Consider the following 26,884-nt stretch of genomic DNA (forward strand, 5'->3'; position numbering starts at 1 on the left):
CACGCCGCCACGGCCTTAAGTCGCCTGACTGGCCTGACTGAGCTGAGCCGCCGAGTGCTCACTTGGCGAAAACCACATCGTCACATGACTGCGCGTGGCAGCAATGACAATGATGTATCAGTTTCTGCCAATTCGATGCTTGCCGAAAGAGGCAACGAGGCCAACGACGCCTTTATTTGCGGAAGGTGATGCCTTCGTCGATCGTGCCGTACATGGTGACGCTGCCGGTACCCGCACCCGATGCCGAGCCGGAGCCGCCTTGAGCGCAGGCGCCCAACAAGACGATGCAAACGACAACGGCCAGAACTGTTTTCATGACTGCGTATCCTGCAAAGACAGGCTCCGATTCTAGCCTGGCGCTTCAGGCGCATGCGCCGCGCTGCAATCGACGGTTCACGCCAGGCTGAAACATCGAATGCATTTGCCCGGTAAAGTGGCTGCATCGTACGTTGCGCCCCGCGCATCGAAGACCGACAGATACGGAGACGCGTCATGCCCGCCAGCCTCGCAGACGAACACAATCATTTTCCCGGCCTGAGCCGCATTGGCGCGCTCCTCGCCGATCCCGGCCGCGCAGCCATGCTGTGGGCGTTGATGGACGGCAGCGCTCGCCCCGCCGGCGAACTGACGATGATCGCGGGACTGTCGCCTTCGGCGGCCAGCGCTCATCTCGCGCGCCTGACCGAGGGAGGCCTGCTCGCGCTCGAAGTGCGCGGCCGGCATCGCTATTTCCGCATTGCGTCGGCCGACATCGCGGCGTCCATCGAAGCGCTCGCCAACGTCGCGCAAGTCAGCGCGCCGCAGCGTCCGGTGCCGCGCCCGGTGCGCACCGTGCCGACCGACATGCGCTACGCACGCACCTGCTACGACCATATGGCCGGCGAGTTGTCCGTACGCGTATTCGAGCGGCTCATCGGACGAGGACTGCTGGCTTTGAACGGTGCGTCGCTCGAAGCCACACCGGAGGGTGCTGCCCGCTTCTCCGACTGGGGCATCGACCTGTCGGCGCAGCGCAGCCGCCGGCGCCGCTTCGCGTGCACCTGCCCGGACTGGAGCGAACGCCGCCCGCATCTCGGCGGCGCGCTCGGGGCGGCGCTGCTCGACTCGTGGGCCGCGCACGGCTGGGTCGAACGGACCGAACGGCCGCGAATCTTGCGCATCACGCCGACCGGACACCGGCACTTCGACGCCTTCCTGGCCGAGTGACTGACCGCGCTCGGAGCCCGACGGCCTGATGGAGACCTTTTGTTACCAGTCGCCACCAGGCTTTACAAAAGTGGGCGTCTTGAAACAAACGGCGCGGGTACAGTGGTTCACGGATGCTGCACGTGCATCGTCCGTCGGAGAACAATCATGAGAACCACGACCTCACCATCGACAACCTCGTCAACCCGTCGCACCATCGGCTACTCGCTGATTGCCGCAGCCGCCTTCCTGTTCGCCGCGCAGGCCGCGCTCGCGCAGCAAGCCGCGCCGGCGCCGCAGGGCGTCGCTACGGACAGCGATCCGCCCGGGCGCGTCGCGCGGCTGAACTACATGGCCGGAACCGTGACCACCGAGCCCGCCGGCGCCGCCGACTGGTCGTACGCGCAGATCAACCGGCCGCTCACCACCGGCGACCAGTTGTGGAACGATCAGAACGCGCGTTCCGAACTGCATATCGGCTCGACCGCCGTGCGTCTCGGCCAGTCGACAAGCCTGGATATCCTCGGTCTCGACGACAACAGCGCGCAGTTGAAGGTCGCGCAAGGGACGTTGTCGGCGCATGTGCGGGAACTGCCGCCGGGGTCGTCGTATGAAATCGACACGCCGAATCTCGCGCTCGGTTTGAACGGCCCGGGCGACTACCGCGTCGACGTCGCGCCGGACGGCAGCAGCACCACCGTCACCGTTCGCAACGGCAATGCGACGGTTTATGGCGACGGCGCACAGGTGCCGGTCGCGGCCGGCCAGCAGATCCGCTTTGCCGGCACTTCTTTGCAAACGCTTGCCGACAATGGCGCGCCGGGCCCCGACGGCTTCGACCAATGGGCCGCGAGCCGCGACGGCGCCGAGAACCGCTCGGTATCGGCGCGCTATGTGTCGCGTGAAATCCCCGGTTATCAGGATCTGGACGCCAACGGTACGTGGCGCAGCAGCTCACAGTACGGCGAGGTCTGGGTGCCGCGCGCGACGCCCGCCGGCTGGGCGCCGTACCACGACGGACATTGGGTATGGCAGGCGCCTTGGGGCTGGACCTGGGTCGACGACGCACCGTGGGGGTTCGCTCCGTATCACTACGGCCGCTGGGCCTACGTCGACGACTCCTGGGCATGGGTGCCAGGCCCGGTCGTGGTCAGCGCGCCGCCAGTCTATGCGCCGGCGCTGGTGGCTTTCGTCGGCGGCGGTGGCGGAGGCGGCGGACTGGACTGGGGCGTGAACCTGGCGATTGGCGGTGCGGTGGCCGCGGGCGTCGCGTGGTTCCCGCTCGGACCGGGCGAACGGTGGCATCCGCACTGGGGCGACCACGATCACTGGAGCCCGCGCTACTACGAACGCGTCAATCAGACGACGGTCATCAACAACTATAACCGCAATATCACCAACATTCACAACACGTACGTCAACTACCGGGCGCCGCGCGCTGTGACGGCGGTTCCGGCGACGGCTTTCGTGCATGGACAGCCTGTGGGGCGCTTTGCGCAGAAGGTGGATCCCGCGCAGTGGCGCAATGCGCGGATCAACCCGGGCGCCCCGGGCATCGCGCCGGTGCGCGAGAGTTACGGGCCGGGTCTGCGCAACGCGAATTACCGGCCGCCGGCGGGGGTGATGACACGTCCAGTCGTCGCGACGCGTAGTCCGTCGATGCCGCCCGCCTACCGCGATGGCCTCGCGCAGCGTTTCGCGCAAAGCGGTGGACGCGTGCCGGGCGCCGGGCAGCCCATCGTTCGGACGTCGGTCCCGGCGCACATGTCGGGTGGGCCCGGTGCGTTGCCGGTGCAGAACGTGCGGGTCGTCCAGTCGCATCTTCCGGGACGAATGCCGGGGGCGGCGGCGGGAGCGCCAGTTCTTCAGCCGGGACCGGGCGGACAGGCCGCGCCGGGCGCCCCAGGCCAGCCGCAGAACAACGTGCCGCAGGCCGGGCGCCGTCCAGGCGACGCGGCTGTCGCCGTTCAGCCGGGGCGCGCGGGTGCCCAGCCGGAGCGTCCCGGCGCGCCCCTGCGGTGGAATGGGCAGCAGGTTGGCGCAGCAGGTGCCCCGCCGAACGGCGTGCCGCGGCCGCCGCAGGCGAACGGCGGCGACCCGGGTGTGGCACAACAGCGGGGAGTGGCAGAGCAACCGGCTCGACAACCGGCTCAGCAGCAGGGCCAGTCAGTTGCCGCGGATGGACGTCAGCAGCCCGCCTGGACGCAGCCGCATACGCCTATGGCCCAGCAAGCGCAGCAGGGTCGTCAGCGAGGCGGTGAACAGGCGCATACGCCAAGGCCGGAGTGGTCGCAGCAGCCAGGAGGTCAGCGGAACCCAGCGATGCAGTCACGCGAGGCGCCGCGCCCCGTGGAGAATCCGGCGATGGGGCAACAGCAGCATGCGGCGCAAGATCAACGGCAGTCCGCGCAGCACGCCGAAGCGGTCGAGCGGCCGCAGGTCCAACAGCAGCCGCGTCCTGAGCCGCGTCCGCAACCGCAAGCTCAGCAGGCGCCTCGTCAGGAGTTTCATCCGCAGCAGGCGCAGCAGCCGCGTCCTGAGCCTCGTCCGCAACCGCAAGCTCAGCAGGCGCCGCGTCAGGAGTTTCATCCGCAGCAAGTGCAGCAGCCGCGCCCTGAGCCGCAGCAGCACGGCGAGCAGCGCTCGGCCGGTGGCCACGACGAGCATCACAAGGGCTAAGCGCCCTTCCTTACGAGCAGTCTGTCGTCGTCACAAAACAAAAAGCCTCCGCGATGGGAACCGCGGAGGCTTTTTTGGTCAGGCGCGTCAGACAGCCATGGGCGCCGTGAGCGGCTCGTGATGCCGGTAGCCGACCAGCGAGAAATCCGACGGCTCTATCTTTTCCAGCCATTCCGGTTCGTACACGTGGGTCTTCGCGTAGTCCGGCACCCGCTCGGAAATGACGAGCTTGGGGCTTTCATAGGGCTCGCGCGTGAGCTGCTGCTTCAGCATGTCCAACTGGTTCTCGTAGATGTGCGCGTCGCCGATGAAGTACGTGAACCACCGCGGCGTGTAGCCCGTCAAGCGTCCCACCAGGTGCAGCAGGGCCGCGCCTTCGGTCAGATTGAACGGCGTGCCGAGCCCGACATCGTTGCTGCGGATGTACAGGCACAGCGAGATTTCGCGCTTCGCCACATTCGGCAGGAACTGGTAGAGCAGATGGCAAGCCGGTAACGCGATCTGATCCAGAACCGCAGGATTCCACGCATGAAACAGGATTCGCCGGTCCGACGGATTCTGCATGATGGTGTCGAGGCACTGACGCAATTGATCGATCGCCTTGTACAGCAGCACCTTGCGGCTACCGTTCTCGTCGAATTCAGTGATCACGTGGAAACCGCGCGCGGTCGCATCCGCAAGCTGCGCGCTCGCACTGGCGTCGAGCACCTTGTAGGCCGGCCACTGCCGCCACTGCACGCCGTATACGTCGCCCAGGTCGTCGGGGCCCTCACGATACGGATTGGCAAGCCATTGCGGATTCTGGTTGGCGTTCGCGTCCCACACCTTGCAGCCGAGGTCGCGGAAATCGGCCGCGCTGCGCGACGCGCGCAGGAAACCGACCAGTTCGCCCACGGCCGACTTGAACGCCAGCTTTTTCGTTGTGACCGCCGGGAAACCCTGCTGTAGATCGAAGCGCAACATGGCGCCCGGCATGCTGATGGTACGGATGCCGGTGCGATTCTCCTGCCACGTGCCAGTGTCGAGAATCGTGCGGACGAGATCCAGGTATTGTTTCATGCGGGTTCCTTCGACGCGGTCCGGAAGCGGTGCGCCGCGAGATTGAGCGGAAAACCCGATTTTACCAAGCGCGGCCGGCGGGCGCCGACCGCTTGCGAGAGTCTATGGAAGGCGCCCTGGTGCGACGAGCCCCGCGCGAACCCACGCGGAGGGCGACGCGTCGCGGGCCGTCCGGTCTACCGGCCGCTGCGGAGCGGCCAGCTCACAACCGTTGCGTGCGGCCGCACCTCAGAGATGCGGCACCGATGCGGGCAGCGTGCCGTGCGGCGACGCCAGCGGCTCGCTCTCCATATGACGCATGCCGTGCGAGCACAGCAGCCGGTACAGCGTGACACGCGAGATACCGAGCTCCTGGGCTGCGTCGCCAAGACGTCCACGGTGACGCAACAGTGCAAGCTCGATCGCCTGGCGCTCGGCCGCTTCGCGCGCCTGAGCGAGCGACACCGGCACGATCTCCACGTACTCGGCGAGTTCGAGATCGCGCGCCGTGATCGCGCGTCCTTCGGACATCACAATCGCACGACGCACGCGGTTGATGAGTTCACGCACGTTGCCCGGCCAGCCGTAGTTGTGCAAAGCGGCGATTGCGTCGGGTGCGAAACCGCGCAGGCGCCGGCTCGCGTCTTTCTTGAAACGCTCCAGCATGTGGCGCGCGAGCAGTTCGATGTCTTTGCCGCGCGCGCGCAGCGGCGGTTCGTCGATTTGCAGCACGCACAGGCGGTGATACAGGTCCGAGCGGAAACGTCCTTCGATCATGGCAGCCGTCATATCCACGTGCGTTGCGGAAATGATCCGCACGTCGACGTCGATCGCGCTATGGCCGCCCAGCCGCTCGACTTTGCGCTCCTGAAGGAAGCGCAGCAGGCTCGCCTGACTTTCGAGCGGCAGATCGCCGATTTCGTCGAGGAAAAGCGTGCCGCCGTTGGCCGCTTCCACGCGGCCGATCTTGCGCTGATTCGCACCGGTAAACGCGCCCCGTTCGTAGCCGAACAGTTCGGACTGCAGCAGATGCGGTGGAATCGCGCCGCAGTTGATCGGCACGAACGGCGCGTTGCGCCGCGCCGAGCGTTCGTGAATCGCAACAGCCGTCAGTTCCTTGCCCGTTCCTGACTCGCCCGAGATAAAAACCGGCGCGTCAGTCATTGCGACTTTGCGGATGGAGCGGAACAGCGCCAGCATTGCGTCGCACGACCCGACCATTTCACCTTCGGCGCCCTGCGATGCATCGTTCGAAGCGGGTTCGCCGAGCGAGATCATGCCGTATGCGTGACCGACGGAATCGACGATCCGGTCGCCGGAGTAAGGGACGGTCACATAGTCGAAACAATAATCGCGTACCAGACGGCGCAGCGCTGCGTCCTGGAGTTGCCCAGGCATGGTCGCGGCGACCCAGCCGACGTTCGGCATGGTCAGGCAGGATTCGAATGCTGCAATTTCATGCGGCTGGAAATGGCTCGATAAATCGAGCAGGCCACCCGCTGCCGAACCGGCGCGTACGGCCCGGCGCGCGTCGCGCGCCGATCCCACCACTTCGACATTCCAGCCACGCTGGTGGAAGCGGGTGTTCAGTTCCGCGCTTGGCTCTCGCGAAACGTAAATCAGTTGCCGCGTTGCGGGTTCCATTATTCAGATCCTCTCGTCAACGAACGTTAAGGATGATGCACGCACCTGAACCGCAATTCAGACACGCTGGCACATTCGGGATTCGCAAATAGCAAAAACCGAACGGCCATTCCATTCCGTGCGGACAGCTGATCCCCAGAAAGCGGCGTGTGTGTTTGAGACGGCCCGTTAGCGGGCTTTTTTTAAAATTGAAGCTCTTTCCGAGAGCTTACTATACGCGCGCGGCTTGGAAAACAATTATGCGAATTTAATCCGCCCGCCCTTGCCCAGCAAGGCGTCCACGCCGATAAATAAGTAATCAACTTACGAATTACGAAATGTGGAAGCGCTTTTCTCATACGTAGGAACGCAGGTAGATCGTACCGTTTCAATTAGCATCTAATAGGTATTTTCTTCTGGCGGGTTCAACCTGCATAGTTTGCTGTGCCACTACTTTATCTGATTGGTGACGGGAACGTTGTTCACCAATGCACCAATGGTTTGCGAGCGGTCCTAGATGTTCGCCAATCGCTATGTATAGGAAGACTCGCCACTCAATCGGCTTTTATTGCGCGGATTCAGCCGATGTCGCAGTGCGCGCGGCATTTTTCGGCCGGTGCCGCCGGGCGTCGCCGCTCGATGGATCACGCCAGAGCGGCGGCCGGAGCGTGTGCGTCAGGTAGAATCAGGCGGGTTATGTTCCCTCTTCCATTCGATGACGACGCTCACCCTGATCGTTGCTCGCGCCAATAATGGCGTGATCGGCCGCGACAACCAGTTGCCCTGGCGACTCCCCGAAGACCTCGCGTTTTTCAAGCGGACCACCATGGGCGCGCCCATCATCATGGGCCGCAAAACGCATGAGTCGATCGGCAGGCCGTTGCCGGGACGCCGCAACATTGTCGTGACTCGCGATGCCGGTCGGCGCTTCCAGGGTTGCGACGCGGCCACCACGCTCGGCGAAGCACTCAAGCTCGCCGCGCAGGACCAGGCGCCCGAAGCGTTTCTGATCGGCGGTGCCCAGTTGTATGTGGAAGGGTTGCGTCTTGCAGACAAGATGATCGTCACGGAGATTTCCGCCGATTTCGACGGCGACGCGACGTTCCCGGCAGTCGATCCGAACGAGTGGGAAGAAGTCGCACACGAAACGCATCGCGCGCATGCACCGAACGATTTCGACTACGCGTTCGTCACATACAAGCGCAAAAGCCGGTGACGTAAGGCGCCCCGGGCGCAGTGAAGCGCGCTGACAAAAACAGAACCAGGCACGCCGAAAAAGCAGAACGCCACGCAAACTTGCGTGGCGTTTTCGTTTGTACCGCTACAACGCTGGGAAACCGCTTACTGCCCGGCGATCGTCATCCGTTCAATCAGCACCGAGCCGGTCTGCTTGGTGCCCCGAGTGATCGTGTCCGAGCCGATTGCTACGACATGGCGGAACATCTCCTGCAAGGTGCTCGCGACGGTGATCTCCTCGACCGGATACTGGATCTTGCCGTTCTCGACCCAGAAGCCGGACGCGCCGCGCGAATAGTCGCCCGTCACGTAGTTGACACCCTGGCCCATCAGTTCGGTCAGCAGCAGTCCTGTACCGAGCTTCCGCAGCATTTCTTCGAAGTCGTCTTCCGCACGCGTGTTCGAGCTGAGCAGCGACAGGTTGTGCGAGCCGCCCGCGTTGCCGGTTGTCTGCATGCCGAGCTTGCGCGCCGAATAGGTCGAGAGGAAATAGCCTTCCACGACGCCGTCTTTCACCACCGAGCGCTGCCGCGTGCGCACGCCTTCTTCGTCGAACGGCGCGCTGCCCATGGCACGCGGCACGTGCGGATCTTCGACGATCTGCACATGCGGCGCGAACACCGGCTTGCCGAGACTATCGACGAGAAACGACGTCTTGCGATACAGCGCGCCGCCGCTCGTAGCCTGCACGAACGCACCGAGCAGACCCGCGGCGAGCGGTGCTTCGAACAGCACCGGGACCTTGCGCGTGTCGAGGCCACGCGCGCCGATGCGCGCAAGCGCGCGCTGCGCCGCGTAACGACCGACCGCTTCCGGGTCGGCCAGTTGCTCCGCGCTGCGCGTAGACGTGTACCAGTCGTCGCGCTGCATGTTGCGGCCGCTGCCGGCAATCGGCGCGCAGGCGATGTAGTGACGCGAGTACGGATAGCCCGCGAGGAAACCGCGCGACGTGGCAAGCACGAACTGCGAATGCTGCGCCGACACGCTCGCGCCTTCCGAGTTCTTGATTTGCGGATCGGTGGCGAACGCGGCGTCTTCCGCGCGACGGGCGATTTCCACGGCTTCGTCGGCGGACAGATTCCACGGATGGTAGAGATCCAGGTCGCGCGGCTCGGTCTCGAGCAACTCGGCTTCGGCGAGACCCGCACAATCGTCTTCCGCCGTGAAGCGGGCGATGTTGTACGCGGCCGCGACCGTGTCCTTCAGCGCTTGTGACGAGAAGTCGGAAGTACTCGCGTTGCCGCGCTTGTTGCCGATGAACACGGTCACGCCGACCATCTTGTCGCGGTTATGTTCGATCGTCTCGACTTCGCCGCGCCGCACGGAGACGGACAGGCCGTCGCCTTCGGAAATTTCGGTTGCCGCGTCGGTACCGCCGAGCGACTTCGCGTGACGAAGGATGTCCGAGGCGATTTCCTTCAGTTCATCCTGGGTATGCGGAAAAAAGCGCTGCTTGACGTCCATGTCTGCTGCCATTGTCGTTGCCGTCCTGTTCGGGGCCGAGCGGCCCTTGGGTGTTCGCACATGCCGCGCTGTTCAGTGCGCCTCATATGCGCTGCTCGTATGCGCGTCAGTCTGCGTTTGCCGTGCGTTCGAGCGCACTCACGCATCCCGCGATCATATCAAGCTAAACGCTGCTGCACCTGGCATTCGCTGCTCGCTTCCGGCGATGTCGATCGCCGCGCACGGCAGCGCAGCCGGTTCGTCGGGCCTGGCACGCTACAATATCGGCATGACACGCAAAACCCGCATTCAACCCATCGAATCCGCCGAGCCGGAAGTCGACGAAAACGGCTACGACCGTCCGAGCAAGTCGCAGCTCAAGCGCGAAATGCACGAGCTGCAGGAACTCGGCTCGGCGCTGATCGCGCTGCCCAAAGACGCGCTCAAGCGCATGCCGATGCCCGAAAAGCTCGACGACGCCGTGCGCGAGGCGCGCCGCATCACCGATCACGAAGGCAAGCGCCGTCAGGTGCAGTACGTCGGGCGCGTGATGCGCTCGTTGCTGGACGAAGAAACCGCTGCGCTGCGCACCGCGCTCGACACTTACAACGGTGTCAACAAGGCAGAAACGGCCAAGTTGCACTGGATCGAGCGCACTCGCGAGAAACTGCTTGCCGACGACGCCGCGCTGACCGATTTCATCCGCCAGCATCCGAATGCCGATCCGCAGCAAGGCCGCACGCTGATCCGCAACGCCCGCAAGGAAGCCGAGCAGAACAAGCCGCCGCGTTACTTCCGTGAGTTGTTCCAGTGGATCAAGAACGCGGACGGACCCGCAGCGGCGAGCGATTCCGATGCCGACGACGCCCTGGAAGACGACGATGACGACCGCGACGCCTGACACCAAGCTGAAGCGCAATCACCCCGACGAGATCCTGATCGGCCTCGTGTCGATCAGCGATCGCGCATCCACCGGCGTCTACGAGGACAAAGGCATTCCGGCGTTGCAGGAGTGGCTCGGCGCCGCGTTGACTTCGCCGTGGCAGGTGGTCACGCGCCTCATTCAGGACGACGCGCCGACCATCTCGGCAACGCTCACGGAACTCGTCGATGTAGTCGGCTGCGATCTCGTGCTGACTACCGGCGGCACGGGCCCGTCGCGGCGCGACGTGACGCCCGAGGCCACGCTCGCGGTCGCGACGAAGGAAATGCCGGGATTCGGCGAACAGATGCGTCAGATCAGCCTGAATTTCGTGCCGACCGCAATCCTGTCGCGTCAGGTCGCGGTGATCCGCGAGACGGCGGATCACGCGGCGCTGATCGTCAACCTGCCGGGTCAGCCGAAGTCGATCAAGGAAACGTTGGAAGGCTTGCGCGATGCCGACGCCGGCGGCACGGTGAAGGTGCCCGGCATCTTCGCGGCGGTCCCCTACTGCATCGACCTGATCGGCGGGCCGTACGTGGAGACTAACGCGGAAGTAGTGAAGGCGTTCCGGCCGAAGAGCGCGGTGCGCGCCCCCCGGCAGGCTTAGCTTATTCCGCGTTGAGGGAGGCGTCCGGCGTCGGCGGAATCAGGAAGTGCTCCCGGTAGTACTTCAGTTCGTCGATCGACTCGTGAATGTCGGCAAGCGCCGTATGCAGCGCGCGCTTCTGAAAACCCTTGTAGATTGCCGGCTGCCAGCGTCGGCACAGCTCCTTGAGCGTGCTGACGTCGAGATTGCGGTAATGGAAGAAGCTCTCCAGATCCGGCATCCAGCGCGCCATGAAGCGGCGGTCCTGGCAGATCGAGTTGCCGCACATCGGCGACTTGCCGGGTGGCACATGTGTGCTGAGAAAATTGCGAATCTGTTCGGTGGCATCGGCTTCGCTCACCGTAGATGCCTTGACGCGGTCGATCAGTCCCGACCGGCCGTGTGTGTTCTGATTCCATTGGTCCATTTTGGCGAGCGTCTCGTCGCTCTGATGAATCGCCAGAACCGGGCCCTCGACCATTCTGTCGAGTGTCGAATTCGTGACCACCACCGCAATTTCGATGATGCGGTCCGAATCCGGGTCGAGTCCGGTCATTTCCATGTCCAGCCAGATGAGATTCATGTCGCTGCGCACGAGCGGCAGCGGTTGCGCGGATTCGGGAATGTCGGTCATGAAGGGAGTCCTGATGGCCGGGCAGGAAGCTTGCGGGAAGCCCCATTGCTGCGGCGGTTGGTCGTTTGAGATGGTTTGAGCATGTCCCCGCTGCGAGGCGGGAAGAAACATATAATTCTCGCATAGATACCACGGAATCCACGGATGCCTACCCTGTACTTCACCGTTCTGTTCGTCGTCGCCGTCGTGGCGATGGTCGGCACCAAACTCTGGCTCGCGTCGCGGCAGATCCGCTTCGTCGCCAGCCATCGCGAGCAGGTGCCGAGCCAGTTTGCCGGCACCATCGCGCTGAGCGCGCACCAGCGCGCCGCCGACTACACCGTCGAGCGCACGCGTCTCACGATGATCGAGATCGTCGTCGGCGCCGCCGTGCTGATCGGCCTGACACTGCTCGGCGGCGTGCAGGCACTCGATCTGGCGATCACAGACTGGCTCGGCCGCGGCTACGTCGGGCAGATCGCACTGGTCGCGGCCGTGATCGCCATTACCAGCGCGATCGACCTGCCGTTCGATTACTTCCGGCAGTTTGTAATCGAGCAACGCTTCGGCTTTAACCGGATGAGCAAGCGCATTTTCATCGTCGACCGGTTGAAGGGCGTCTTGCTCGGCGCCGCGTTCGGTCTGCCGTTGCTGTTCGTCGTTCTGTGGCTGATGAACCAGGCGGGCAGCTTCTGGTGGCTGTGGACGTGGATCGTCTGGGTCGTCTTCCAGATGCTCGTGCTGGTGCTGTACCCGTCGTTTATCGCACCGCTTTTCAACAAATTCGAACCGCTCAAGGACGAAGCGCTGAAAAGTCGCATCGAGGCGCTGATGAAACGCTGCGGCTTCGCGGCCAAAGGCCTTTTCGTCATGGACGGCAGCCGCCGCTCCGCGCACGGCAACGCGTATTTCACCGGCTTCGGCGCGGCCAAGCGGATCGTGTTCTTCGACACGCTGCTTGCGCGCCTGTCGGGCAGCGAGATCGAGGCCGTGCTCGCGCACGAACTCGGCCACTTCAAACGCCGTCACGTGATCAAGCGGATGCTGGTCACGTTCGCGCTCAGCCTCGCTATGCTCGCCTTGCTCGGCTGGCTCGCGCAGTCCGTGTGGTTCTACGAAGGGCTGGGCGTGCGGCCGTCGCTAGTCGGCGGTAATAGCGGACTCGCGCTCGTGCTGTTCTTCCTTGCACTGCCTGTGTTCGTGTTCTTTGTGACGCCGCTCGGCAGTCTCACGTCGCGCAAGCACGAGTTCGAGGCCGATGCATTCGCAGCCACGCAAACCCGCGCGCAAGACCTCGTCAACGCCCTCGTCAAGCTGTATGAAGACAATGCGTCCACGCTGACGCCCGATCCGCTCTACACCGCGTTCTATTACTCGCATCCGCCTGCGTCGCAGCGGATCGACCGACTGTTGCGCCACGCATGAGCGGCCGCCCTCAGAAAGCGCCGCGCGCGCCGTCCAGCACGCGCGTAGGCGGCCTCGTGGTCGCCGCGCATGGCCGCCACTATCTGGTCGCGCCCGAAGACGGCGGCCCGATGCTCCAATGCTTCCCACGCGGCAAGCGCAGCGAAGTCGCAGTAGGCGACCGCGTGATCTACGAGCCCACTTCCGCCGACCAGGGCGTGATCGTCGAAATCGGCGAGCGGCGCAATCTGCTTTATCGTTCGGATCAGTACAAGTCGAAGCTGTTCGCCGCGAATCTCGACCAGTTGCTGATCGTGCTCGCGACAGAGCCGCATTTCAGCGAAGACCTGCTCGGCCGGGCGCTCGTCGCAGCGGAAGCCAACGAACTGAAGCCGTTGATCGTGCTGAACAAGATCGACGTGACCGATGCGCTCGAAGGCGCTCGCAAACGGCTGGAGCCGTATCGCGCGCTCGGCTACACGGTGGTGGAAGTGTCGATCAAGGCTCAACCCGAGGCCGCTCGCACCGCGTTGATCGAACATTTGCGCGGTCATTCGACGCTGTTGCTCGGCCAGTCCGGTATGGGCAAGTCCACGCTCGTGAATCTGCTGATTCCGGACGCCGAAGTCGCCACGCGCGAGATCTCGACGGCGCTGAACAGCGGCCGCCATACGACGACGTTCACGCGTCTCTATCCGCTGCCGCACTTCGCCCGCAATGACACAGCAAACACAGCGGACACCTCGGACATCGCGCACGGCACTCGCAGCGTGGACGGCGAAGGCGGCGCACTGATCGACTCGCCGGGCTTCCAGGAATTCGGCCTGCATCATTTGACTGAAGGCCGGCTCGAACGCGCGTTTCCGGAGTTCCGGCCGCTCTTGCCCAATTGCCGCTTCTACAACTGCCATCACCTGCAAGAGCCGGGCTGCGCGATCCTCGAGGCGGTTGCCGATGGCCGTATCCGCCGCGAACGCCATGCGCTGTACGCGCAACTCGTGCACGAAGCCAGTCAGGTCGTTCGCTGACATGAGGCTGATGCGGGCGCCGAACCTCATCATCGGACAGCATTGGGTCAATGTGCTGGCCGCGGCCGGCATTCCGTGCGAGTTGCACAACCGCTATCTGAACGGCGCGCTCGGCGATATTCCCGCCGATCAATGCGCGCCTGAGCTATGGCTCGTGGACGATCGCGACGAGGCGGTGGCGCGGCGCTTGATCGATGCGGCGTCGCAAGGTCCAGCGGCCGGTGCGCCTGGCTGGCAGTGCCGACAGTGCGGTGAGAGGCTCGAAGCGCAATTCACCGTGTGCTGGCAGTGCGGTACGGCGCGCGATCCGTTGGACGGGTGATTCGCGCCTCACACACAGTACGCACACGAGCTGATGCGCTTGATGCGCTTCATGCGATGCTGTTCAGACTGACGCGGCGTGGTCGATGCTCGGCCTCAGCAGACCCTAGCTTTCAAAGCGCCCCTGAGCCTGGAGAAGGACGTAAAAAAAGCCGGGGCGACCCGGCTTTTTTTGTTCGCATGCGTGTGCGGTCAAGCGAGCCACACGGCGATTGTCAGCATGAGCAACAGGATCATCCACAACACGACTGCGCGCCACACCAGCCCGACGGCCGACTGCAGCGTGCGCGGCGTGCAATCGTCGCCGACTTGCATGGGACCGCCGTCGCCGGTGGCGAGCGCGTCGAGGCTCGACGGCTCTGCGAGCGGCCCGCTCAGACGCGCGCCAAGCGCGCCGCTGCCGGCGGCCAGCAACACGCCGTCGTTCGCATCCGGCCACTGACGCGCGTGGTTACGCCATGCATAGATCGCGTCTTCGAAATTTCCGACAATCGCAAACCCCAGCGACGTAAGCCGCGCCGGCACCCAGTCGATCACGAAAAATGCGCGCTGCGCAAAACTTGAAAACGCGATGGTACGGTCGTCCACCGGACGCGCCCACGTGCGCGACAAATACTCGGCGATGCGATACAGCACCGCGCCTGCGGGCCCCACCGGAATCAGGAACCAGAAGAACACGCCGAAAACGTGGCGATGCGACGCGACAACTGCGTGAATCAGCGTATGGCGCACGATCTCGCTCACCGGCATGTCGAGCGTGTCGAGGCCGGTCCATTCGTTCAAAATTTCACGGGCGCGCGGCACATCATCGTTATTGAGCGCGAGATGAATGTCCGTAAAGTAATGGCTGAACTGGCGAAAGCCCAGCGTGAAGTACAGGACCGCGACGTTCCACAGGAACGCAAGCGCGAAATGGATGTTGTACAGAACGTAGTAGACGAGCGCGACGACGAGCGTCCACGGCACCACTACGACGAGCCACGCAAGAAGGCCGTGCTTGGGCTTGCCTGCATCGAATCCGTGCGCCGCCGACTCCGCATGGTATTGAAGCAGCGCGGATACCGGATTGTTCGGCGACAGTGCGCGCACCTGTTCAATGATCAGAGCCAGCAATACGGAAAAAAAAGTCATGCGATGCGCCGTGCTTTTCGAGTTTTACGATTGTTTCATAACGATAGCACAGGGTCGGATGCCGCTGAGCGAGGTCGTTGCCAAACATCCGGCGACCATGCGCGTCACCTCGCCTTAAGCCATTAGAAAGCGATAGAAATTGCGCAGCATGGCGGCCGTCGCGCCCCAGATGAAATAGTGGCTGCCCGTGCCGTCGTCTCTTTCAGCCGCTTCCAATGACGCGCCGCGCGGGTACGGCATAGCGAAGAAACGCCGTTCGCCTCCTTCGTAACGGAACACGCGTTCTTCGTGATGCGCCGGGTTCATCAGAAATGCGAGCGGCACTTCGAATACTTCTGCGACCTCCAGCGCGTCCGCTTTCAATGCGAACGGCGGATGCACAAGGCCGATTACCGGCGTCACGCGAAAACCCGTGCCCGTCAGATAGTCGGGTAGCGCGCCAAGCACTTCCACGCGCGACGGCGCCAGGCCTACTTCCTCCTGCGCTTCGCGCAAAGCAGTGGCTGTGGCGTCTGCGTCGAACGGTTCCTGCCGGCCACCAGGGAAGCTGACCTGGCCTGCGTGATCGTTGAGATGGTCGGCACGCTGCGTGAGCAGCACAGTCAGACCATTTGCGCGGATTACAAGCGGGACCAGCACAGAGGCGACACGCGGATCGCCTTGGGTATTGCGCCACGGCGCCTCGACGATCGGCTCGGGTGTCCAGCAAAGATGCTGTTTGAAACGGCGGCGCAGACCATCGGGCGTGAGACGCTCCGCGGGCACTGGCGGCAAGTGGGCGCCGGTCGCTTCGACAGGCAACGTTTCAGGTTCAAAGGCGGGGCGGATCAACGGATCTCTCGAGTGAGCGGTAGAGGCGATGCCGCTATTTTGACCTGGCAAACAAAAAAGCACCCGCGAGGGGTGCTTTTTCTTACAGCATTTACGCCTGGGAAGCAGCGCGGTCTTTCGAGACCAGCTTTTCCTTGATTCGAGCCGACTTGCCCGAACGGTCGCGCAGGTAGTACAGCTTCGCACGACGCACATCGCCACGACGCTTCACGACGATGCTTGCCAGCAGCGGCGAGTACGTCTGGAACGTACGCTCGACGCCTTCGCCCGACGAAATCTTACGGACGATGAACGACGAATTCAGACCACGGTTACGCTTGGCGATCACGACGCCTTCGTAAGCCTGAACACGCTTACGCGTACCTTCAACCACGTTCACGCTGACAATCACCGTATCGCCAGGAGCGAATTCGGGAATGGTCTTTTCGCCGAGGGCGCGCGCAATTTCTTCCTGCTCGAGTTTTGCAATCAGATTCATCACTGACTCCTAAGTCCATCTTGTCGGCGTTCGTACCTGCCTCGCATGAAAATGCCCGGCTACGGCCCCGATAGAGGATGGGTTCACATCAGGCGCCGTACACGCATGTGCGGCGCCGCCTGGTGTCCGCTCGAAAGACCGAAGCTTTACGCCTTCGGCTCTTCCTTCGCGAGACTTGCAAGCCATGCCTCGTCGGCACGGCTCAACATCTTGTTTTTTCTAGCCTTGACGATCAGGTCAGGCCGCTTGTGCAACGTGTTTCGCAAGGCCTCGCGCCGACGCCACGCTTCGATCTCCGCGTGATGGCCGCCAAGCAGCACATCGGGCACGCGCACGCCTTGGTATTCCTCGGGCCGCGTGTAGTGCGGACAATCGAGCAGCACGTCGACAAAACTGTCCTGCACCGCCGACTGCGAATCATTGAGCACGCCCGGCAGCTGGCGCACGACCGCATCCATCAAGGCCATGGCGGGCAACTCTCCGCCCGACAGCACGAAGTCGCCCAGACTGACTTCTTCGTCTACAACGCGGTCGAGCAAACGCTGATCGATCGCTTCGTAGCGCCCGCACAGCAGAATCAGCCCCGGCTGCGCGGCGAACTTCATGACACGCTCGTGATTCAACGTGGCGCCTTGCGGCGACATCATCACAACGCGCGGCGCGCCGATGCCCTGCTCCGCCTGCGCCGCCCTGGCTGCGCCAATCGCATCTTCCAGCGGCTTGGCCAGCATGACCATGCCGGGGCCGCCGCCGTATGGGCGATCGTCGATTGTGCGGTAGTTGTCGGTTGTGAAATCACGCGGATTCCACGTGCGCAACCCATAGCGCTCCTGCTTTGCTGCCCGGCTGGTTATACCCCAGTCGGTCAGCGCACGAAACATTTCGGGAAAGAGCGTGACGACATCGAACTGCATCGCTCTCTCCGTTTTAGCGAACTCGATTTGCTGAACTGTCAATAATCAGCTTCCCAGTCGACGATGATCTGCTTTGCCGCCTGGTCCACCGTTTTGACGAACACACCGACGAACGGGATCAAACGCTCGGCGGTGACCGGCTTGCCGACTTTGTCGGCTGCCGCATATTCGACGCGCAACACCGAATGCGCACCGTTGTCGATCATGTCTGCCACCTTGCCCAGGTTGACGCCGGCAAGGTTCACCACATCCAGGCCGAGCAGGTCGACCCAGTAGAATTCGTCGGCTTCCAGCGCCGGAAATTCGCTGCGGCTGATATAGACGCGAGAGCCGCGCAGTGACAACGCCGCATCACGGTCAGTGACGCCGCCCAGATGGGCCACCACACTGTCGCTATGCGTTTTCGCCTGCAATGACGGCGCCGACTGCCGCTCGCGGCCTTTCATCAGCCACCAGCGCTTTGCACTGAGCAAAGCGTCGCCGCCATGGCCGGCATCCGCGTGAGCAGCTACCTTGACCCAGCCTTTGAGACCGTATGCGTCGACGATTGCGCCGACCTCGACCGCGTCGGCCGGCCAACTCTCCGCCGTTTCCGCGCGCATTGCTGCTGCCTCGGAACCGGCGTTTGCAACATTGGCTTTCGCCTTGCCTTCGGTCCGCTCGACCGGCTTGCGGACGAATGCACCGAATGGCGCCTGACCAGACGTCTTCGCACGTGAGCTTGCACCTTTCGGCGGCTCTTGTGTCGGCTCTTTGGTCTTTACGCGACCTGAACTGCCGGAATCACGCTCGGACATGATTGAGCCTCACAACGAACTTCGACGCCTGCTTCGGCAAAAAATCTTGCGTATCGGACTGCTCATGCGAGTTGCACGAGCCGCCGGGCAAACCGACGACGATCCGCATGCGAGCTACCATTAAGCAGCCGGCTGCGCCTTTTGCGCTTCTTTCACGAGACGCTGGACGGTCGGCGACAGTTGTGCGCCAACGCCTTGCCAGTACGTGAGGCGGTCTTGAGCGATACGCAGGGCTTCGCCCTTCGTAGCGACCGGGTTGTAAAAACCAACGCGCTCGATGAAGCGGCCGTCACGACGGTTACGCGAATCGGTTGCGACGATGTTGTAGAACGGGCGCTTCTTGGAGCCGCCACGAGCCAAGCGGATGATGACCATACTAGAATCCTTGAAAACCGGGGTTCGGAACGACTGAAACACGCGATTATAGCGGGAAACTGACGCCATAACAAACACTTACCGGGATAAACTGAGCAGCGCGGTTGCGCCGCCCATACAGCGCGGGTGGTCGGCGGCGCCCAGAAGCCCAAACAACCTGACGGATCGCCTTGTGAAACCACTGTCCCGAGCCGCTCTCGTACTCGTCTACTTCGCCCGTCGGACCGCTAACGCCCCGCTCTGTCGCGGTTTTCGCACGGTGGCGGCGGCACTCCTGGCCTCCTTTGCGTGCAATGTGTTTGCCGCGCTACCTATTGAACGCATCAAGCTGCCGGCCGGTTTTCGCATTGAGGTCTTGTCGGACACTGTACCGAGTGCTCGCGCCATGACGTTGTCGCCGAAGGGCGTTCTATATATAGGCAGTCTCGACGGCCATGTGTACGCGCTCCAGCTGCAGGACGGACGCGCAGCCGCGCGCCACGTGGTGGCCTCGGGACTGGAGACTCCGGTCGGCGTGGCTTGGCACAACGGCGCGCTGTACGTCTCCGCGCTGTCGAAGATTTTACGCTTCGACTCGATCGATACGCGCCTTAATGCGCCGCCCAAGCCAGTCATAGTGACGGACAAACTGCCGACGGAGACTCATCATGGCGCGAAATTCATTGCTTTCGGGCCGGACGGCAAACTTTACGTGCCGCAAGGCGCGCCCTGCAACGTCTGCGAGAAAGACCGTGACCGCTACGCGATGATCGGCCGCATGGACCTTGATGGCAACCATTACGAAGTCGTGGCGCGCGGTGTACGCAATACGGTCGGGTTTGCCTGGCATCCGGTGACGCACGAACTATGGTTCACCGATAACGGTCGCGACCTGCTGGGCGACGACGCACCCGACGACGAACTCAACCGCGCCCCGCGCGTCGGCATGGACTTCGGCTTTCCGTACTGCCACGCCGGCGTCATTCCCGACCCGGAATTCGGCGAGGGTCACCCATGCAGCGCGTATACGCCGCCCGTCGCCAAGCTAGGTGCGCACGTTGCCGCGCTCGGCATGCGTTTCTATAGCGGCTCCATGTTCCCGCCCGACTACCGCGCCAACATTTTTATTGCCGAGCACGGTTCCTGGAACCGAAGCAAGAAGTCCGGTTACCGCGTGACGCGCGTCGTCACGGAGCCGGACGGCAGTCATGCGCGTCAGGAAGTGTTCGCCGAAGGATGGCTCCAGCCGGGAGAAACCGTCTGGGGCCGCCCGGCCGATGTCCTGCCGCTGCCCGACGGGTCCCTGCTTATCAGCGACGACTACGCCGGCGCTATCTATCGCGTCACTTACTCTGCGCCTTGAACGCCCGTCTGGCCGCTCCACGTTTCAGTGGGTCAGCAGTCGATCTCGTCCCGCGGTGCGCGACACAGGAACCAGCAAGCCAGACGGCAACATGCCAGGCCCCCTGAGGCCGTACGCCGCGTGACCGGCCGCACGCGAGCGGCGTAGAATGCGCGACGGTCCGCGGCAACGGTGTGCCCGCTCCATTGACCGCTCCTTCGGCCCGCGTTACTGACCGCCCGTTACTCTGCCCTCGCCTACATGTCCAAGCCAGTTTCGACCTCGACTTACTTTCGATCCAAAACTATTACCGCCGCACTGGCATTTTTCCTGGGCACCCTCGGCGCACATCGCTTTTACCTGTACGGACCGCGCGACCTTTTCGGCTGGGCTCACCTGATCGGCACGCTGATCGGCATTCCAGGCGCGATGTTGCTGGTGGCGAGCGAACGCACCTCAATGCTCGGCTGGGTCCTGGCGTTTCCGGGCGCCGTCTCGCTTCTGGCTGCATTCCTCGCCGCGATCGTCTACGGTCTCCGCCCTGACGAAAAATGGGACAGGCAGTTCAACGCGCACACGCAGCGCACCAGCCGATCGGGCTGGACCGTAATCTTCGTGGTGATCTTTTCGCTGCTAATTGGGGCCTTCCTGTTGATGACCGGCCTCGCCATTTCCTTCCAGACCTACTTCGAAGGGCAAGTTCAGGCGGCCAAAGCGCTGTCGCAATAATCCGGCACGCCGCGCAATACGCTAGAACAGATCGAGTTGCAGATTGTCCGGAATTGCCGCCGGCACGCGCTGCGCCTCGTTTCGCCGGAAGTGGGACATATCCAGAATGCCCCGGTCGCGCTGGTTCAGCCCTAAACGGCGCACCGCTTTGTGGAAACGCTGCTTGAGCAGATCGGCCCACAAACCTTCGCCCTTCATGCGGGCAGAAAAAGACGAGTCGTAGTCTTTACCACCGCGCATATCGCGCACGCGCGCCATGACCCGTTCAGCGCGATCGGGAAAATGCGCGGCAAGCCAGTCTTTGAAAAGCGGTGCGACCTCCCACGGTAAGCGGAGCACGATATAACTCGCATTGCTGGCGCCGGCTTCCGCGCACGCCTCGAGCACGCGCTCCATGTCGGGCTCGGTGACAAACGGAATGACGGGCGCAATGCTCACGCCGACCGGAATGCCGGCCTCGCTCAATGTGCGGATGGTTCGCAGCCGCCGCGAGGGCGTAGCCGCGCGCGGCTCCAGCGTACGGGCGATATCCGCGTCTAGCGTAGTGATCGTGATGGCTGCCATAAACTGGCCCCGAGCCGCCATAGGCGCAAGCAGATCCAGATCGCGCTCGATCAGCGACGACTTCGTGATCGCTGCAAATGGGTGATTCCGCTCGCTGAGCACCTCGACCACGCGCCGCGTGAGCCGCCAATCGCGTTCTGCGGGCTGCCAGGCGTCGGTATTTACGCCCAGCGCGATGGGCTCGGGCTCATACGATTTCTTCGAAAGTTCGCGCTCCAGCAATTCAGGCGCATTGACCTTCGCATAGATCCGGCTTTCGAAGTCGAGTCCCGGCGAAAGCCCGAGATAACTGTGCGTGGGCCGCGCGAAACAATAGATACAGCCGTGTTCGCAGCCACGATACGGATTGAGCGACACGCTGAACGGGATATCCGGCGAGCTATTGCGCGTGAGGATGCTCTTCGCCCTTTCCTCGAAAACCTGCGTACGCAGAACCTTCGGTGCTTCCTCTTCGTCCGGGACCCCAAGCCAGCCGTCGTCTACGGCTTCGCGGTGGTCGACTTCGTAGCGTCCCTGCAAGTTCGTTACCGCGCCGCGCCCTTTGCGAGGCGCTGGCGGTGCGATTGGAAACTCGCGGACGGAAGAGACGTGGGATTTGGTCACGGCTAGCAGGAGACTAATAAAAAACGGCGCAAAACACCTGTATAAATATACAGTGTTTACGCCGTTTGTCGAGCCCTGCGGAAAACTAGCGCGTGGCTTCGTCGCCGACGGGAATGGTCAGCGTTTCCTTGATTTCTTCCATAACCACGTAGCTTTTCGACTGCACCGCGCCGGGGAGCTGCAGCAGGATGTCGCCCAGCAGCTTGCGGTAGTCGGCCATTTCGCCGATCCGCGCCTTGATCAGATAGTCGAAGTCACCTGACACGAGGTGGCATTCGAGCACTTCGGGGATTTTCTGAACTTCACGCCGAAACTGGTCGAACATGTTGCCGCTTTTGTGATCCAGCGTGATTTCTACAAATACGAGCAGTGCCGCGCCCAGTTCCGCCGGATTCACGCGCGCGTAGTAGCCGGTAATGACGCCGTCGCGCTCCATGCGCTTGACGCGCTCGATACACGGCGTGACCGACAGTCCGACCTGCTCCGCGAGGTCTTTCATGGCCATGCGACCGTCCTGTTGCAGCAGACGAAGAATCTTGTGATCGAGCTTGTCGAGAGCTCGGACCGGCTGGCGCTGCGTACGCATAGTGTTTCTTCTAAAAATCGCAAAAATACAATAACAAAACCTGCAGGCTCGGCCATAGTATAGCGGTTAACACTGGGCGAACCGCGTTACACCTCGTTAATCGCACGAATCCACGAACTAGCGAGCGCACCGCCCCGAATCTTTGCGAATTTTCCGGAGCAGCTATGCGAGTCGTCGTTTTGGGCAGTGGCGTCGTCGGCGTGACAAGCGCGTATTACCTGGCACGGGCGGGTCATGAAGTGACCGTTATCGATCGGGAAGCCGGCCCGGCGCTCGAAACCAGTTTCGCCAACGCCGGGCAGATCTCGCCCGGTTATGCGTCGCCATGGGCCGCACCGGGCGTGCCGCTGAAAGCCGTCAAGTGGATGTTCCAGAAACACGCACCGCTCGCAATCCGCCTCGACGGCACGCAGTTTCAGCTGCAATGGATGTGGCAAATGCTGCAGAACTGCACCGAGTCGCGCTATGCGGTCAACAAAGGCCGCATGGTCCGTCTTGCCGAATACAGCCGCGATTGCCTGCAGGCGCTGCGCGCCGAGACCGGCATCCAATACGAAGGCCGCACTGGCGGCACACTGCAGGTGTTCCGCACGCAGCAGCAATTCGACGGCGCGGCGAAAGACATCGCGGTGCTGCGCGAAGCCAATGTGCCGTACGAACTGCTCTCGGCCGCCGAATTGGCGCAGGCGGAACCGGCGCTTGCCGCCGTCTCCCACAAGTTGACCGGCGGTCTGCGCCTGCCGGGCGACGAAACCGGCGACTGTCAGATGTTCACCACGCGCCTTGCCGCGCTGGCCGAGCAACTGGGTGTCAAATTCCGCTACAACACGCCGATCGACGCACTCGCCATGGCCGGAGACCGCATTGCCGGCGTGCAATGCGGCAACGAACTGGTGCGCGCCGATTCGTTCGTGGTCGCGCTGGGTTCGTACTCGACGAAATTCCTGTCCGGTCTCGTGAAGATTCCGGTGTATCCGCTGAAGGGCTACTCGATCACGGCGCCCATCGTCAATGAAGCGGCCGCGCCCGTTTCCACGGTGCTGGACGAAACCTACAAGATCGCGATCACCCGTTTCGACAACCGGATTCGCGTGGGCGGCATGGCTGAGATCGTCGGCTTCGACAAATCGTTGCGCCAGGCGCGCCGCGAAACGCTGGAACTGTGCGTGAACGACCTGTTCCCGGGTGGCGGCGATACGTCGAAGGCGAGCTTCTGGACCGGGCTGCGGCCTATGACGCCGGACGGCACACCGATCGTCGGCCGCACGCCGGTGGCGAATCTGTTCCTGAACACCGGCCACGGTACGCTCGGCTGGACCATGTCGTGTGGTTCCGGCCAATTGCTCGCCGACGTCATCTCGGGCAAGCAGCCTGCCATCAAGGCAGACGATCTGTCGGTACATCGCTATCTCGGCGACACTGGCAGCGCGCATCGTCCGGCTTATGCGCGAAGCGTGACTTCGAGAACTCGCGAGATTTGACGCATACCGCGTCGTCGGCCGGTTCGTGACTGCGCGAAGCGACTCGTAAAAAAGAGAAACGGCGCCTTGCTACAAGGCGCCGCTTGCATTTAAAGGGCAATGTATAGCGACAGACCGTGTCAGAACTGGTCCGCCGACAACGCGAGAACGCCCTCGCTGCCCTTCGCGCTGACAATCGACGCTTCGAGTGCGGACGCAAGCGGCAACACATGCTCCGCATAGAATTGCGCGGTCGCGATTTTCGCGCTGTAGAACGCCGGGTCTTCGTCGCGCTTCTGAGCGGCGACGAGCAGTGCGCGCGCCATCTGCCAGCCGCCGAGCACAATCCCGGCGAGCTTCAGATAAGGCACGCTGCCGGCAAACACGGCGTTCGGATCCTCTTTCGTGTTCGCGACGACGAAGTCGATTGCGGCGCTCAACGAGCGCTGCCCTTGCCCGAGATACTTTTTCATCGACTCGAACGCAGGTCCTTGCTGCGCGCCGAGCGATTCGACGGTCTCAGCGACGCCCGCGAGCAGCGACTTTGCAACCTTGCCGCCATCACGCACCGTCTTGCGGCCGATCAGATCGTTTGCCTGAATCGCAGTCGTTCCCTCGTAAATCGGCAGGATGCGGGCATCGCGGTAATACTGCGCGGCGCCCGTCTCCTCGATGAAACCCATGCCGCCGTGCACCTGCACGCCGAGGCTCGTCACGTCGATCGACAGCTCGGTACTCCAGCCCTTCACGATCGGCACGAGAAATTCGTAGATCGCCTGGTGGCTTGCACGCGTCGCTTCGTCCGGATGACGATGTGCGATATCGCAATGCCCTGCCGCGACGTAAGCGAGCGCACGCGACGCTTCCGTGAGCGCGCGCATTGTCGACAGCATACGACGCACGTCAGGGTGCTGAATGATCGCGACCGGCTGTTTTGCAGAGCCGTCGACGGGACGGCTTTGTACGCGGTCCTTCGCATACGCGACCGCCTTCTGATACGCGCGATCCGACACGCCGACGCCCTGCATGCCCACGGCAAAACGAGCAGCGTTCATCATGATGAACATGTACTCGAGTCCGCGATTTTCCTCGCCGATCAGGTGCCCGATCGCGCCGCCGTGGTCGCCGAATTGCAGTACCGCTGTCGGGCTCGCCTTGATGCCGAGCTTGTGTTCGATCGACACGCAGTGCACGTCGTTACGCTCGCCGAGCGAACCGTCTTCATTGATCAGAAACTTTGGAACGATGAAGAGCGAAATGCCCTTCACGCCTTCAGGCGCGTTCGGTGTCCGTGCCAGCACGAGATGCGCGATGTTCTTCGCCATGTCGTGCTCGCCCCACGTGATGAAAATCTTCGTGCCGAAGAGCTTGAACGAACCGTCGCCTTGCGGCTCTGCGCGCGTGCGCACGAGCGCGAGGTCGGAGCCCGCTTGCGGCTCGGTGAGGTTCATCGTGCCGGTCCATTCGCCGGAAACCAGCTTGGGCACATAGGTCTGTTTCTGCGCGTCGGTGCCGGCGGTCAGCAGCGCTTCGATCGCGCCGTCGGTCAGCAATGGACACAACGCGAACGACAGGTTCGACGCGTTCAGCATTTCGATGCACGCGGTCGCGATCAGCTTGGGCAGACCCTGACCTTCATAGTCGACGGGATGCTGCACGCCCTGCCAGCCGCCTTCGCCAAACTGGCGGAACGCTTCCTTGAAGCCCGGCGTCGCGGTAACTACGCCGTCTTTCCAACTGCTCGGATTGCGATCGCCTTCCACATTCAGCGGAGCGAGCACTTCGCCGCATAGTTTCGCCGACTCTTCCAGCACGGCCTGGGCGGTGTCCAGATTCGCGTCCTCGAAGCCTGGCAGCGTCGCGATCTGCTCGAGATCCGCCAGTTCTTTCATCACGAACAGCATGTCCTTGATAGGCGCCGTATAGCTCATTGTGTTCTCCTCCTGCCTTGATGGAAAAAGGGCGCCGGACTTGTTGGTCCCGCGCCCTTTATATGTCGCCTAACGCCTTTGGATGGCTTTTATACGGCGCCCGGACGCTTAGCCGAGTTCGCTGACCAGTTCCGGAACGAGCGTGAACAGATCGCCAACAAGGCCATAATCGGCAACGCTGAAAATCGGCGCTTCCGGGTCCTTGTTGATGGCGACGATCACCTTGCTGTCCTTCATGCCCGCCAGATGCTGGATCGCGCCCGAGATGCCGACCGCCACATACAGTTGCGGCGCGACGATCTTGCCGGTCTGGCCGACCTGATAGTCGTTCGGCACGAAGCCCGCGTCCACTGCGGCACGCGATGCACCCAGCGCCGCATTCAGCTTGTCGGCCAGCGGCTCGAGAACCTTGGTGTAGTTCTCGCCGTTGCCCAGGCCGCGCCCGCCCGAAACGATGATCTTCGCCGACGTCAGTTCCGGACGATCCAGCTTCGTCACTTCACGGCTGACGAACCGCGAGAGGCCCGCGTCCGCGGCTGCTTCGATCTTCTCCACCGTCGCGCTGCCGCCTTCGGCTGCAACTGCGTCGAAGCCCGTCGTGCGTACGGTAATGACCTTGATCGGATCGGCCGACTGCACCGTCGCGATCGCGTTGCCCGCATAGATCGGGCGCTCGAACGTGTCCGGGGAATCGACCGCGGTGATATCGCTGATCTGCGCGACATCGAGCTTCGCTGCGATACGCGGCGCGATGTTCTTGCCGTAGGCGGTGGCCGGCGCGAAGATGTGCGAGTAGTCCTTTGCAATGTTCAGCACCGTGGCTTCGACGTTTTCAGCGAGCCCTTCGGCGAGTTGCGGCGCGTCGGCCAGCAACACTTTGGAAACACCGGCGATCTTCGCCGCCGCATCCGCTGCAGCCTGCGCATTCTGACCTGCGACCAGCACATGAATATCGCCGCCAACCTTCTGCGCGGCTGCGATCGTATTCAGCGTTGCGCCCTTGATCGACGTGTTGTCGTGTTCTGCTATTACAAGATTCACCAGATTCGTCATTTCATTCGTCTCCGTGCGCTGCTCACAGCA

The 26,884-nt window shown here is 62.9% G+C and carries 26 protein-coding genes; 11 read left to right on the forward strand and 15 right to left on the reverse strand.

Annotated features, from left to right (window positions below):
* Positions 1–172: 172 nt before the first annotated feature.
* Complete coding sequence (locus tag ACTJLB_RS20990) at positions 173–316, reverse strand: hypothetical protein (RefSeq protein WP_179214179.1); 144 nt, start codon at positions 314–316, stop codon at positions 173–175.
* 176 nt (positions 317–492) lie between these two features.
* Between ACTJLB_RS20990 and ACTJLB_RS20995 the strand changes: the two genes are divergently transcribed.
* Positions 493–1,206, forward strand: coding sequence for an ArsR/SmtB family transcription factor (locus ACTJLB_RS20995; RefSeq protein WP_408486743.1), 714 nt, complete (start codon positions 493–495; stop codon positions 1,204–1,206).
* 147 nt (positions 1,207–1,353) lie between these two features.
* Entirely contained in the window at positions 1,354–3,864 is a 2,511-nt protein-coding gene (locus tag ACTJLB_RS21000) for a DUF6600 domain-containing protein (protein ID WP_440784336.1), read from the forward strand.
* Between the two features lie 87 nt (positions 3,865–3,951).
* On the opposite strand, the gene ACTJLB_RS21005 is transcribed toward ACTJLB_RS21000, so the two are convergent.
* Positions 3,952–4,923, reverse strand: a complete 972-nt coding sequence (locus ACTJLB_RS21005; protein ID WP_440784337.1) for a thymidylate synthase — start codon at positions 4,921–4,923, stop codon at positions 3,952–3,954.
* Positions 4,924–5,151: 228 nt separating this feature from the next.
* Complete coding sequence (locus ACTJLB_RS21010) at positions 5,152–6,546, reverse strand: sigma-54 dependent transcriptional regulator (protein ID WP_020069346.1); 1,395 nt, start codon at positions 6,544–6,546, stop codon at positions 5,152–5,154.
* Between the two features lie 694 nt (positions 6,547–7,240).
* Between ACTJLB_RS21010 and ACTJLB_RS21015 the strand changes: the two genes are divergently transcribed.
* The gene (locus tag ACTJLB_RS21015; protein WP_020069345.1) at positions 7,241–7,741 is read left to right on the forward strand and encodes a dihydrofolate reductase; all 501 of its coding nucleotides are present in this window, start codon (positions 7,241–7,243) and stop codon (positions 7,739–7,741) included.
* Positions 7,742–7,866: 125 nt separating this feature from the next.
* Here the strand turns inward: ACTJLB_RS21015 and pmbA are convergent, their stop codons facing one another.
* On the reverse strand, positions 7,867–9,237 hold the full coding sequence (gene pmbA, locus ACTJLB_RS21020) for a metalloprotease PmbA (RefSeq protein ID WP_408162389.1): 1,371 nt from the start codon (positions 9,235–9,237) through the stop codon (positions 7,867–7,869).
* Positions 9,238–9,493: 256 nt separating this feature from the next.
* Here pmbA and yjgA point away from each other — a divergent pair, with 256 nt between their 5' ends.
* Entirely contained in the window at positions 9,494–10,105 is a 612-nt protein-coding gene (gene yjgA / locus ACTJLB_RS21025; protein WP_088173629.1) for a ribosome biogenesis factor YjgA, read from the forward strand.
* Complete coding sequence (gene mog, locus ACTJLB_RS21030; RefSeq protein ID WP_440784338.1) at positions 10,086–10,736, forward strand: molybdopterin adenylyltransferase; 651 nt, start codon at positions 10,086–10,088, stop codon at positions 10,734–10,736. Before yjgA ends, mog begins: the two co-directional genes overlap by 20 nt.
* 1 nt (position 10,737) lies before the next feature.
* Here the strand turns inward: mog and orn are convergent, their stop codons facing one another.
* On the reverse strand, positions 10,738–11,349 hold the full coding sequence (gene orn / locus ACTJLB_RS21035) for an oligoribonuclease (protein ID WP_087752519.1): 612 nt from the start codon (positions 11,347–11,349) through the stop codon (positions 10,738–10,740).
* Between the two features lie 144 nt (positions 11,350–11,493).
* Here orn and ACTJLB_RS21040 point away from each other — a divergent pair, with 144 nt between their 5' ends.
* Genes ACTJLB_RS21040 through ACTJLB_RS21050 form a run of 3 tightly spaced genes read left to right on the forward strand, consistent with a single transcriptional unit; the run spans position 11,494 to position 14,082 of the window.
* Entirely contained in the window at positions 11,494–12,753 is a 1,260-nt protein-coding gene (locus ACTJLB_RS21040; RefSeq protein WP_408130781.1) for a M48 family metallopeptidase, read from the forward strand.
* Positions 12,750–13,760 (forward strand): ribosome small subunit-dependent GTPase A, encoded by a 1,011-nt coding sequence (gene rsgA / locus ACTJLB_RS21045; RefSeq protein ID WP_440784339.1) that lies wholly within the window; start codon positions 12,750–12,752, stop codon positions 13,758–13,760. The genes ACTJLB_RS21040 and rsgA overlap by 4 nt, the downstream gene beginning before the upstream one ends.
* Position 13,761: 1 nt before the next feature.
* Positions 13,762–14,082: a putative signal transducing protein gene (locus ACTJLB_RS21050; RefSeq protein WP_087752516.1), complete on the forward strand. Its 321-nt coding sequence runs from the start codon at positions 13,762–13,764 to the stop codon at positions 14,080–14,082.
* 191 nt (positions 14,083–14,273) lie between these two features.
* Here the strand turns inward: ACTJLB_RS21050 and ACTJLB_RS21055 are convergent, their stop codons facing one another.
* The 6 genes from ACTJLB_RS21055 to rpsP all read right to left on the reverse strand — a co-directional run bounded on the left by ACTJLB_RS21055 (position 14,274) and on the right by rpsP (position 18,607).
* Positions 14,274–15,212: a CobD/CbiB family protein gene (locus ACTJLB_RS21055; RefSeq protein ID WP_020069336.1), complete on the reverse strand. Its 939-nt coding sequence runs from the start codon at positions 15,210–15,212 to the stop codon at positions 14,274–14,276.
* Positions 15,213–15,326: 114 nt separating this feature from the next.
* Positions 15,327–16,043 (reverse strand): CoA pyrophosphatase, encoded by a 717-nt coding sequence (locus ACTJLB_RS21060; RefSeq protein WP_020069335.1) that lies wholly within the window; start codon positions 16,041–16,043, stop codon positions 15,327–15,329.
* Between the two features lie 91 nt (positions 16,044–16,134).
* A complete protein-coding gene (gene rplS / locus ACTJLB_RS21065) occupies positions 16,135–16,521 on the reverse strand; it encodes a 50S ribosomal protein L19 (protein ID WP_020069334.1) in 387 nt (128 codons plus the stop codon).
* A 146-nt stretch (positions 16,522–16,667) separates the two neighbouring features.
* Entirely contained in the window at positions 16,668–17,435 is a 768-nt protein-coding gene (trmD, locus tag ACTJLB_RS21070) for a tRNA (guanosine(37)-N1)-methyltransferase TrmD (RefSeq protein ID WP_020069333.1), read from the reverse strand.
* 38 nt (positions 17,436–17,473) lie between these two features.
* A complete protein-coding gene (rimM, locus tag ACTJLB_RS21075; RefSeq protein WP_020069332.1) occupies positions 17,474–18,232 on the reverse strand; it encodes a ribosome maturation factor RimM in 759 nt (252 codons plus the stop codon).
* Positions 18,233–18,352: 120 nt separating this feature from the next.
* Positions 18,353–18,607, reverse strand: coding sequence for a 30S ribosomal protein S16 (gene rpsP / locus ACTJLB_RS21080; RefSeq protein ID WP_006400702.1), 255 nt, complete (start codon positions 18,605–18,607; stop codon positions 18,353–18,355).
* Positions 18,608–18,866: 259 nt separating this feature from the next.
* Here rpsP and ACTJLB_RS21085 point away from each other — a divergent pair, with 259 nt between their 5' ends.
* Both ACTJLB_RS21085 and ACTJLB_RS21090 read left to right on the forward strand, forming a co-directional pair.
* Positions 18,867–19,949 (forward strand): PQQ-dependent sugar dehydrogenase, encoded by a 1,083-nt coding sequence (locus ACTJLB_RS21085; protein WP_440784348.1) that lies wholly within the window; start codon positions 18,867–18,869, stop codon positions 19,947–19,949.
* A 240-nt stretch (positions 19,950–20,189) separates the two neighbouring features.
* Positions 20,190–20,657 carry an NINE protein gene (locus tag ACTJLB_RS21090; RefSeq protein WP_087752513.1) on the forward strand — a complete coding sequence of 156 codons (468 nt, stop codon included), beginning with the start codon at positions 20,190–20,192 and terminating at the stop codon, positions 20,655–20,657.
* Positions 20,658–20,678: 21 nt separating this feature from the next.
* Here ACTJLB_RS21090 and ACTJLB_RS21095 read toward each other — a convergent pair whose 3' ends face one another.
* Together ACTJLB_RS21095 and ACTJLB_RS21100 are read right to left on the reverse strand one after the other, a co-directional pair.
* On the reverse strand, positions 20,679–21,824 hold the full coding sequence (locus ACTJLB_RS21095; protein WP_440784340.1) for a PA0069 family radical SAM protein: 1,146 nt from the start codon (positions 21,822–21,824) through the stop codon (positions 20,679–20,681).
* Positions 21,825–21,909: 85 nt separating this feature from the next.
* Positions 21,910–22,410, reverse strand: coding sequence for an Lrp/AsnC ligand binding domain-containing protein (locus ACTJLB_RS21100; protein WP_013340120.1), 501 nt, complete (start codon positions 22,408–22,410; stop codon positions 21,910–21,912).
* A 164-nt stretch (positions 22,411–22,574) separates the two neighbouring features.
* On the opposite strand from ACTJLB_RS21100, the gene ACTJLB_RS21105 reads away from it, so the two are divergent.
* On the forward strand, positions 22,575–23,891 hold the full coding sequence (locus ACTJLB_RS21105; protein ID WP_020069327.1) for a D-amino acid dehydrogenase: 1,317 nt from the start codon (positions 22,575–22,577) through the stop codon (positions 23,889–23,891).
* Positions 23,892–24,010: 119 nt separating this feature from the next.
* Here the strand turns inward: ACTJLB_RS21105 and ACTJLB_RS21110 are convergent, their stop codons facing one another.
* Positions 24,011–25,801, reverse strand: coding sequence for an acyl-CoA dehydrogenase (locus ACTJLB_RS21110; protein WP_440784341.1), 1,791 nt, complete (start codon positions 25,799–25,801; stop codon positions 24,011–24,013).
* A 108-nt stretch (positions 25,802–25,909) separates the two neighbouring features.
* The gene (locus ACTJLB_RS21115; protein WP_440784349.1) at positions 25,910–26,845 is read right to left on the reverse strand and encodes an electron transfer flavoprotein subunit alpha/FixB family protein; all 936 of its coding nucleotides are present in this window, start codon (positions 26,843–26,845) and stop codon (positions 25,910–25,912) included.
* Positions 26,846–26,884: the final 39 nt, after the last annotated feature.

Source organism: Paraburkholderia sp. 22098 (assembly GCF_052045935.1).
Taxonomy (GTDB): domain Bacteria; phylum Pseudomonadota; class Gammaproteobacteria; order Burkholderiales; family Burkholderiaceae; genus Paraburkholderia; species Paraburkholderia caledonica.

Bases quoted from the DNA above. Each gene is read 5' to 3' on its own strand.
- ACTJLB_RS21015 (WP_020069345.1), top strand. From the start codon at position 7,241: ATGACGACGCTCACCCTGATCGTTGCTCGCGCCAATAATGGCGTGATC.
- ACTJLB_RS20995 (WP_408486743.1), top strand. From the start codon at position 493: ATGCCCGCCAGCCTCGCAGACGAACACAATCATTTTCCCGGCCTGAGC.
- mog (WP_440784338.1), top strand. From the start codon at position 10,086: ATGACGACCGCGACGCCTGACACCAAGCTGAAGCGCAATCACCCCGAC.
- ACTJLB_RS20990 (WP_179214179.1), bottom strand. From the start codon at position 316: ATGAAAACAGTTCTGGCCGTTGTCGTTTGCATCGTCTTGTTGGGCGCC.
- trmD (WP_020069333.1), bottom strand. From the start codon at position 17,435: ATGCAGTTCGATGTCGTCACGCTCTTTCCCGAAATGTTTCGTGCGCTG.
- rsgA (WP_440784339.1), top strand. From the start codon at position 12,750: ATGAGCGGCCGCCCTCAGAAAGCGCCGCGCGCGCCGTCCAGCACGCGC.
- rpsP (WP_006400702.1), bottom strand. From the start codon at position 18,607: ATGGTCATCATCCGCTTGGCTCGTGGCGGCTCCAAGAAGCGCCCGTTC.
- orn (WP_087752519.1), bottom strand. From the start codon at position 11,349: ATGACCGACATTCCCGAATCCGCGCAACCGCTGCCGCTCGTGCGCAGC.
- ACTJLB_RS21105 (WP_020069327.1), top strand. From the start codon at position 22,575: ATGCGAGTCGTCGTTTTGGGCAGTGGCGTCGTCGGCGTGACAAGCGCG.
- ACTJLB_RS21000 (WP_440784336.1), top strand. From the start codon at position 1,354: ATGAGAACCACGACCTCACCATCGACAACCTCGTCAACCCGTCGCACC.
- ACTJLB_RS21110 (WP_440784341.1), bottom strand. From the start codon at position 25,801: ATGAGCTATACGGCGCCTATCAAGGACATGCTGTTCGTGATGAAAGAA.
- pmbA (WP_408162389.1), bottom strand. From the start codon at position 9,237: ATGGCAGCAGACATGGACGTCAAGCAGCGCTTTTTTCCGCATACCCAG.
- yjgA (WP_088173629.1), top strand. From the start codon at position 9,494: ATGACACGCAAAACCCGCATTCAACCCATCGAATCCGCCGAGCCGGAA.
- ACTJLB_RS21100 (WP_013340120.1), bottom strand. From the start codon at position 22,410: ATGCGTACGCAGCGCCAGCCGGTCCGAGCTCTCGACAAGCTCGATCAC.
- ACTJLB_RS21055 (WP_020069336.1), bottom strand. From the start codon at position 15,212: ATGACTTTTTTTTCCGTATTGCTGGCTCTGATCATTGAACAGGTGCGC.
- rplS (WP_020069334.1), bottom strand. From the start codon at position 16,521: ATGAATCTGATTGCAAAACTCGAGCAGGAAGAAATTGCGCGCGCCCTC.
- ACTJLB_RS21050 (WP_087752516.1), top strand. From the start codon at position 13,762: ATGAGGCTGATGCGGGCGCCGAACCTCATCATCGGACAGCATTGGGTC.
- rimM (WP_020069332.1), bottom strand. From the start codon at position 18,232: ATGTCCGAGCGTGATTCCGGCAGTTCAGGTCGCGTAAAGACCAAAGAG.
- ACTJLB_RS21010 (WP_020069346.1), bottom strand. From the start codon at position 6,546: ATGGAACCCGCAACGCGGCAACTGATTTACGTTTCGCGAGAGCCAAGC.
- ACTJLB_RS21090 (WP_087752513.1), top strand. From the start codon at position 20,190: ATGTCCAAGCCAGTTTCGACCTCGACTTACTTTCGATCCAAAACTATT.
- ACTJLB_RS21040 (WP_408130781.1), top strand. From the start codon at position 11,494: ATGCCTACCCTGTACTTCACCGTTCTGTTCGTCGTCGCCGTCGTGGCG.
- ACTJLB_RS21005 (WP_440784337.1), bottom strand. From the start codon at position 4,923: ATGAAACAATACCTGGATCTCGTCCGCACGATTCTCGACACTGGCACG.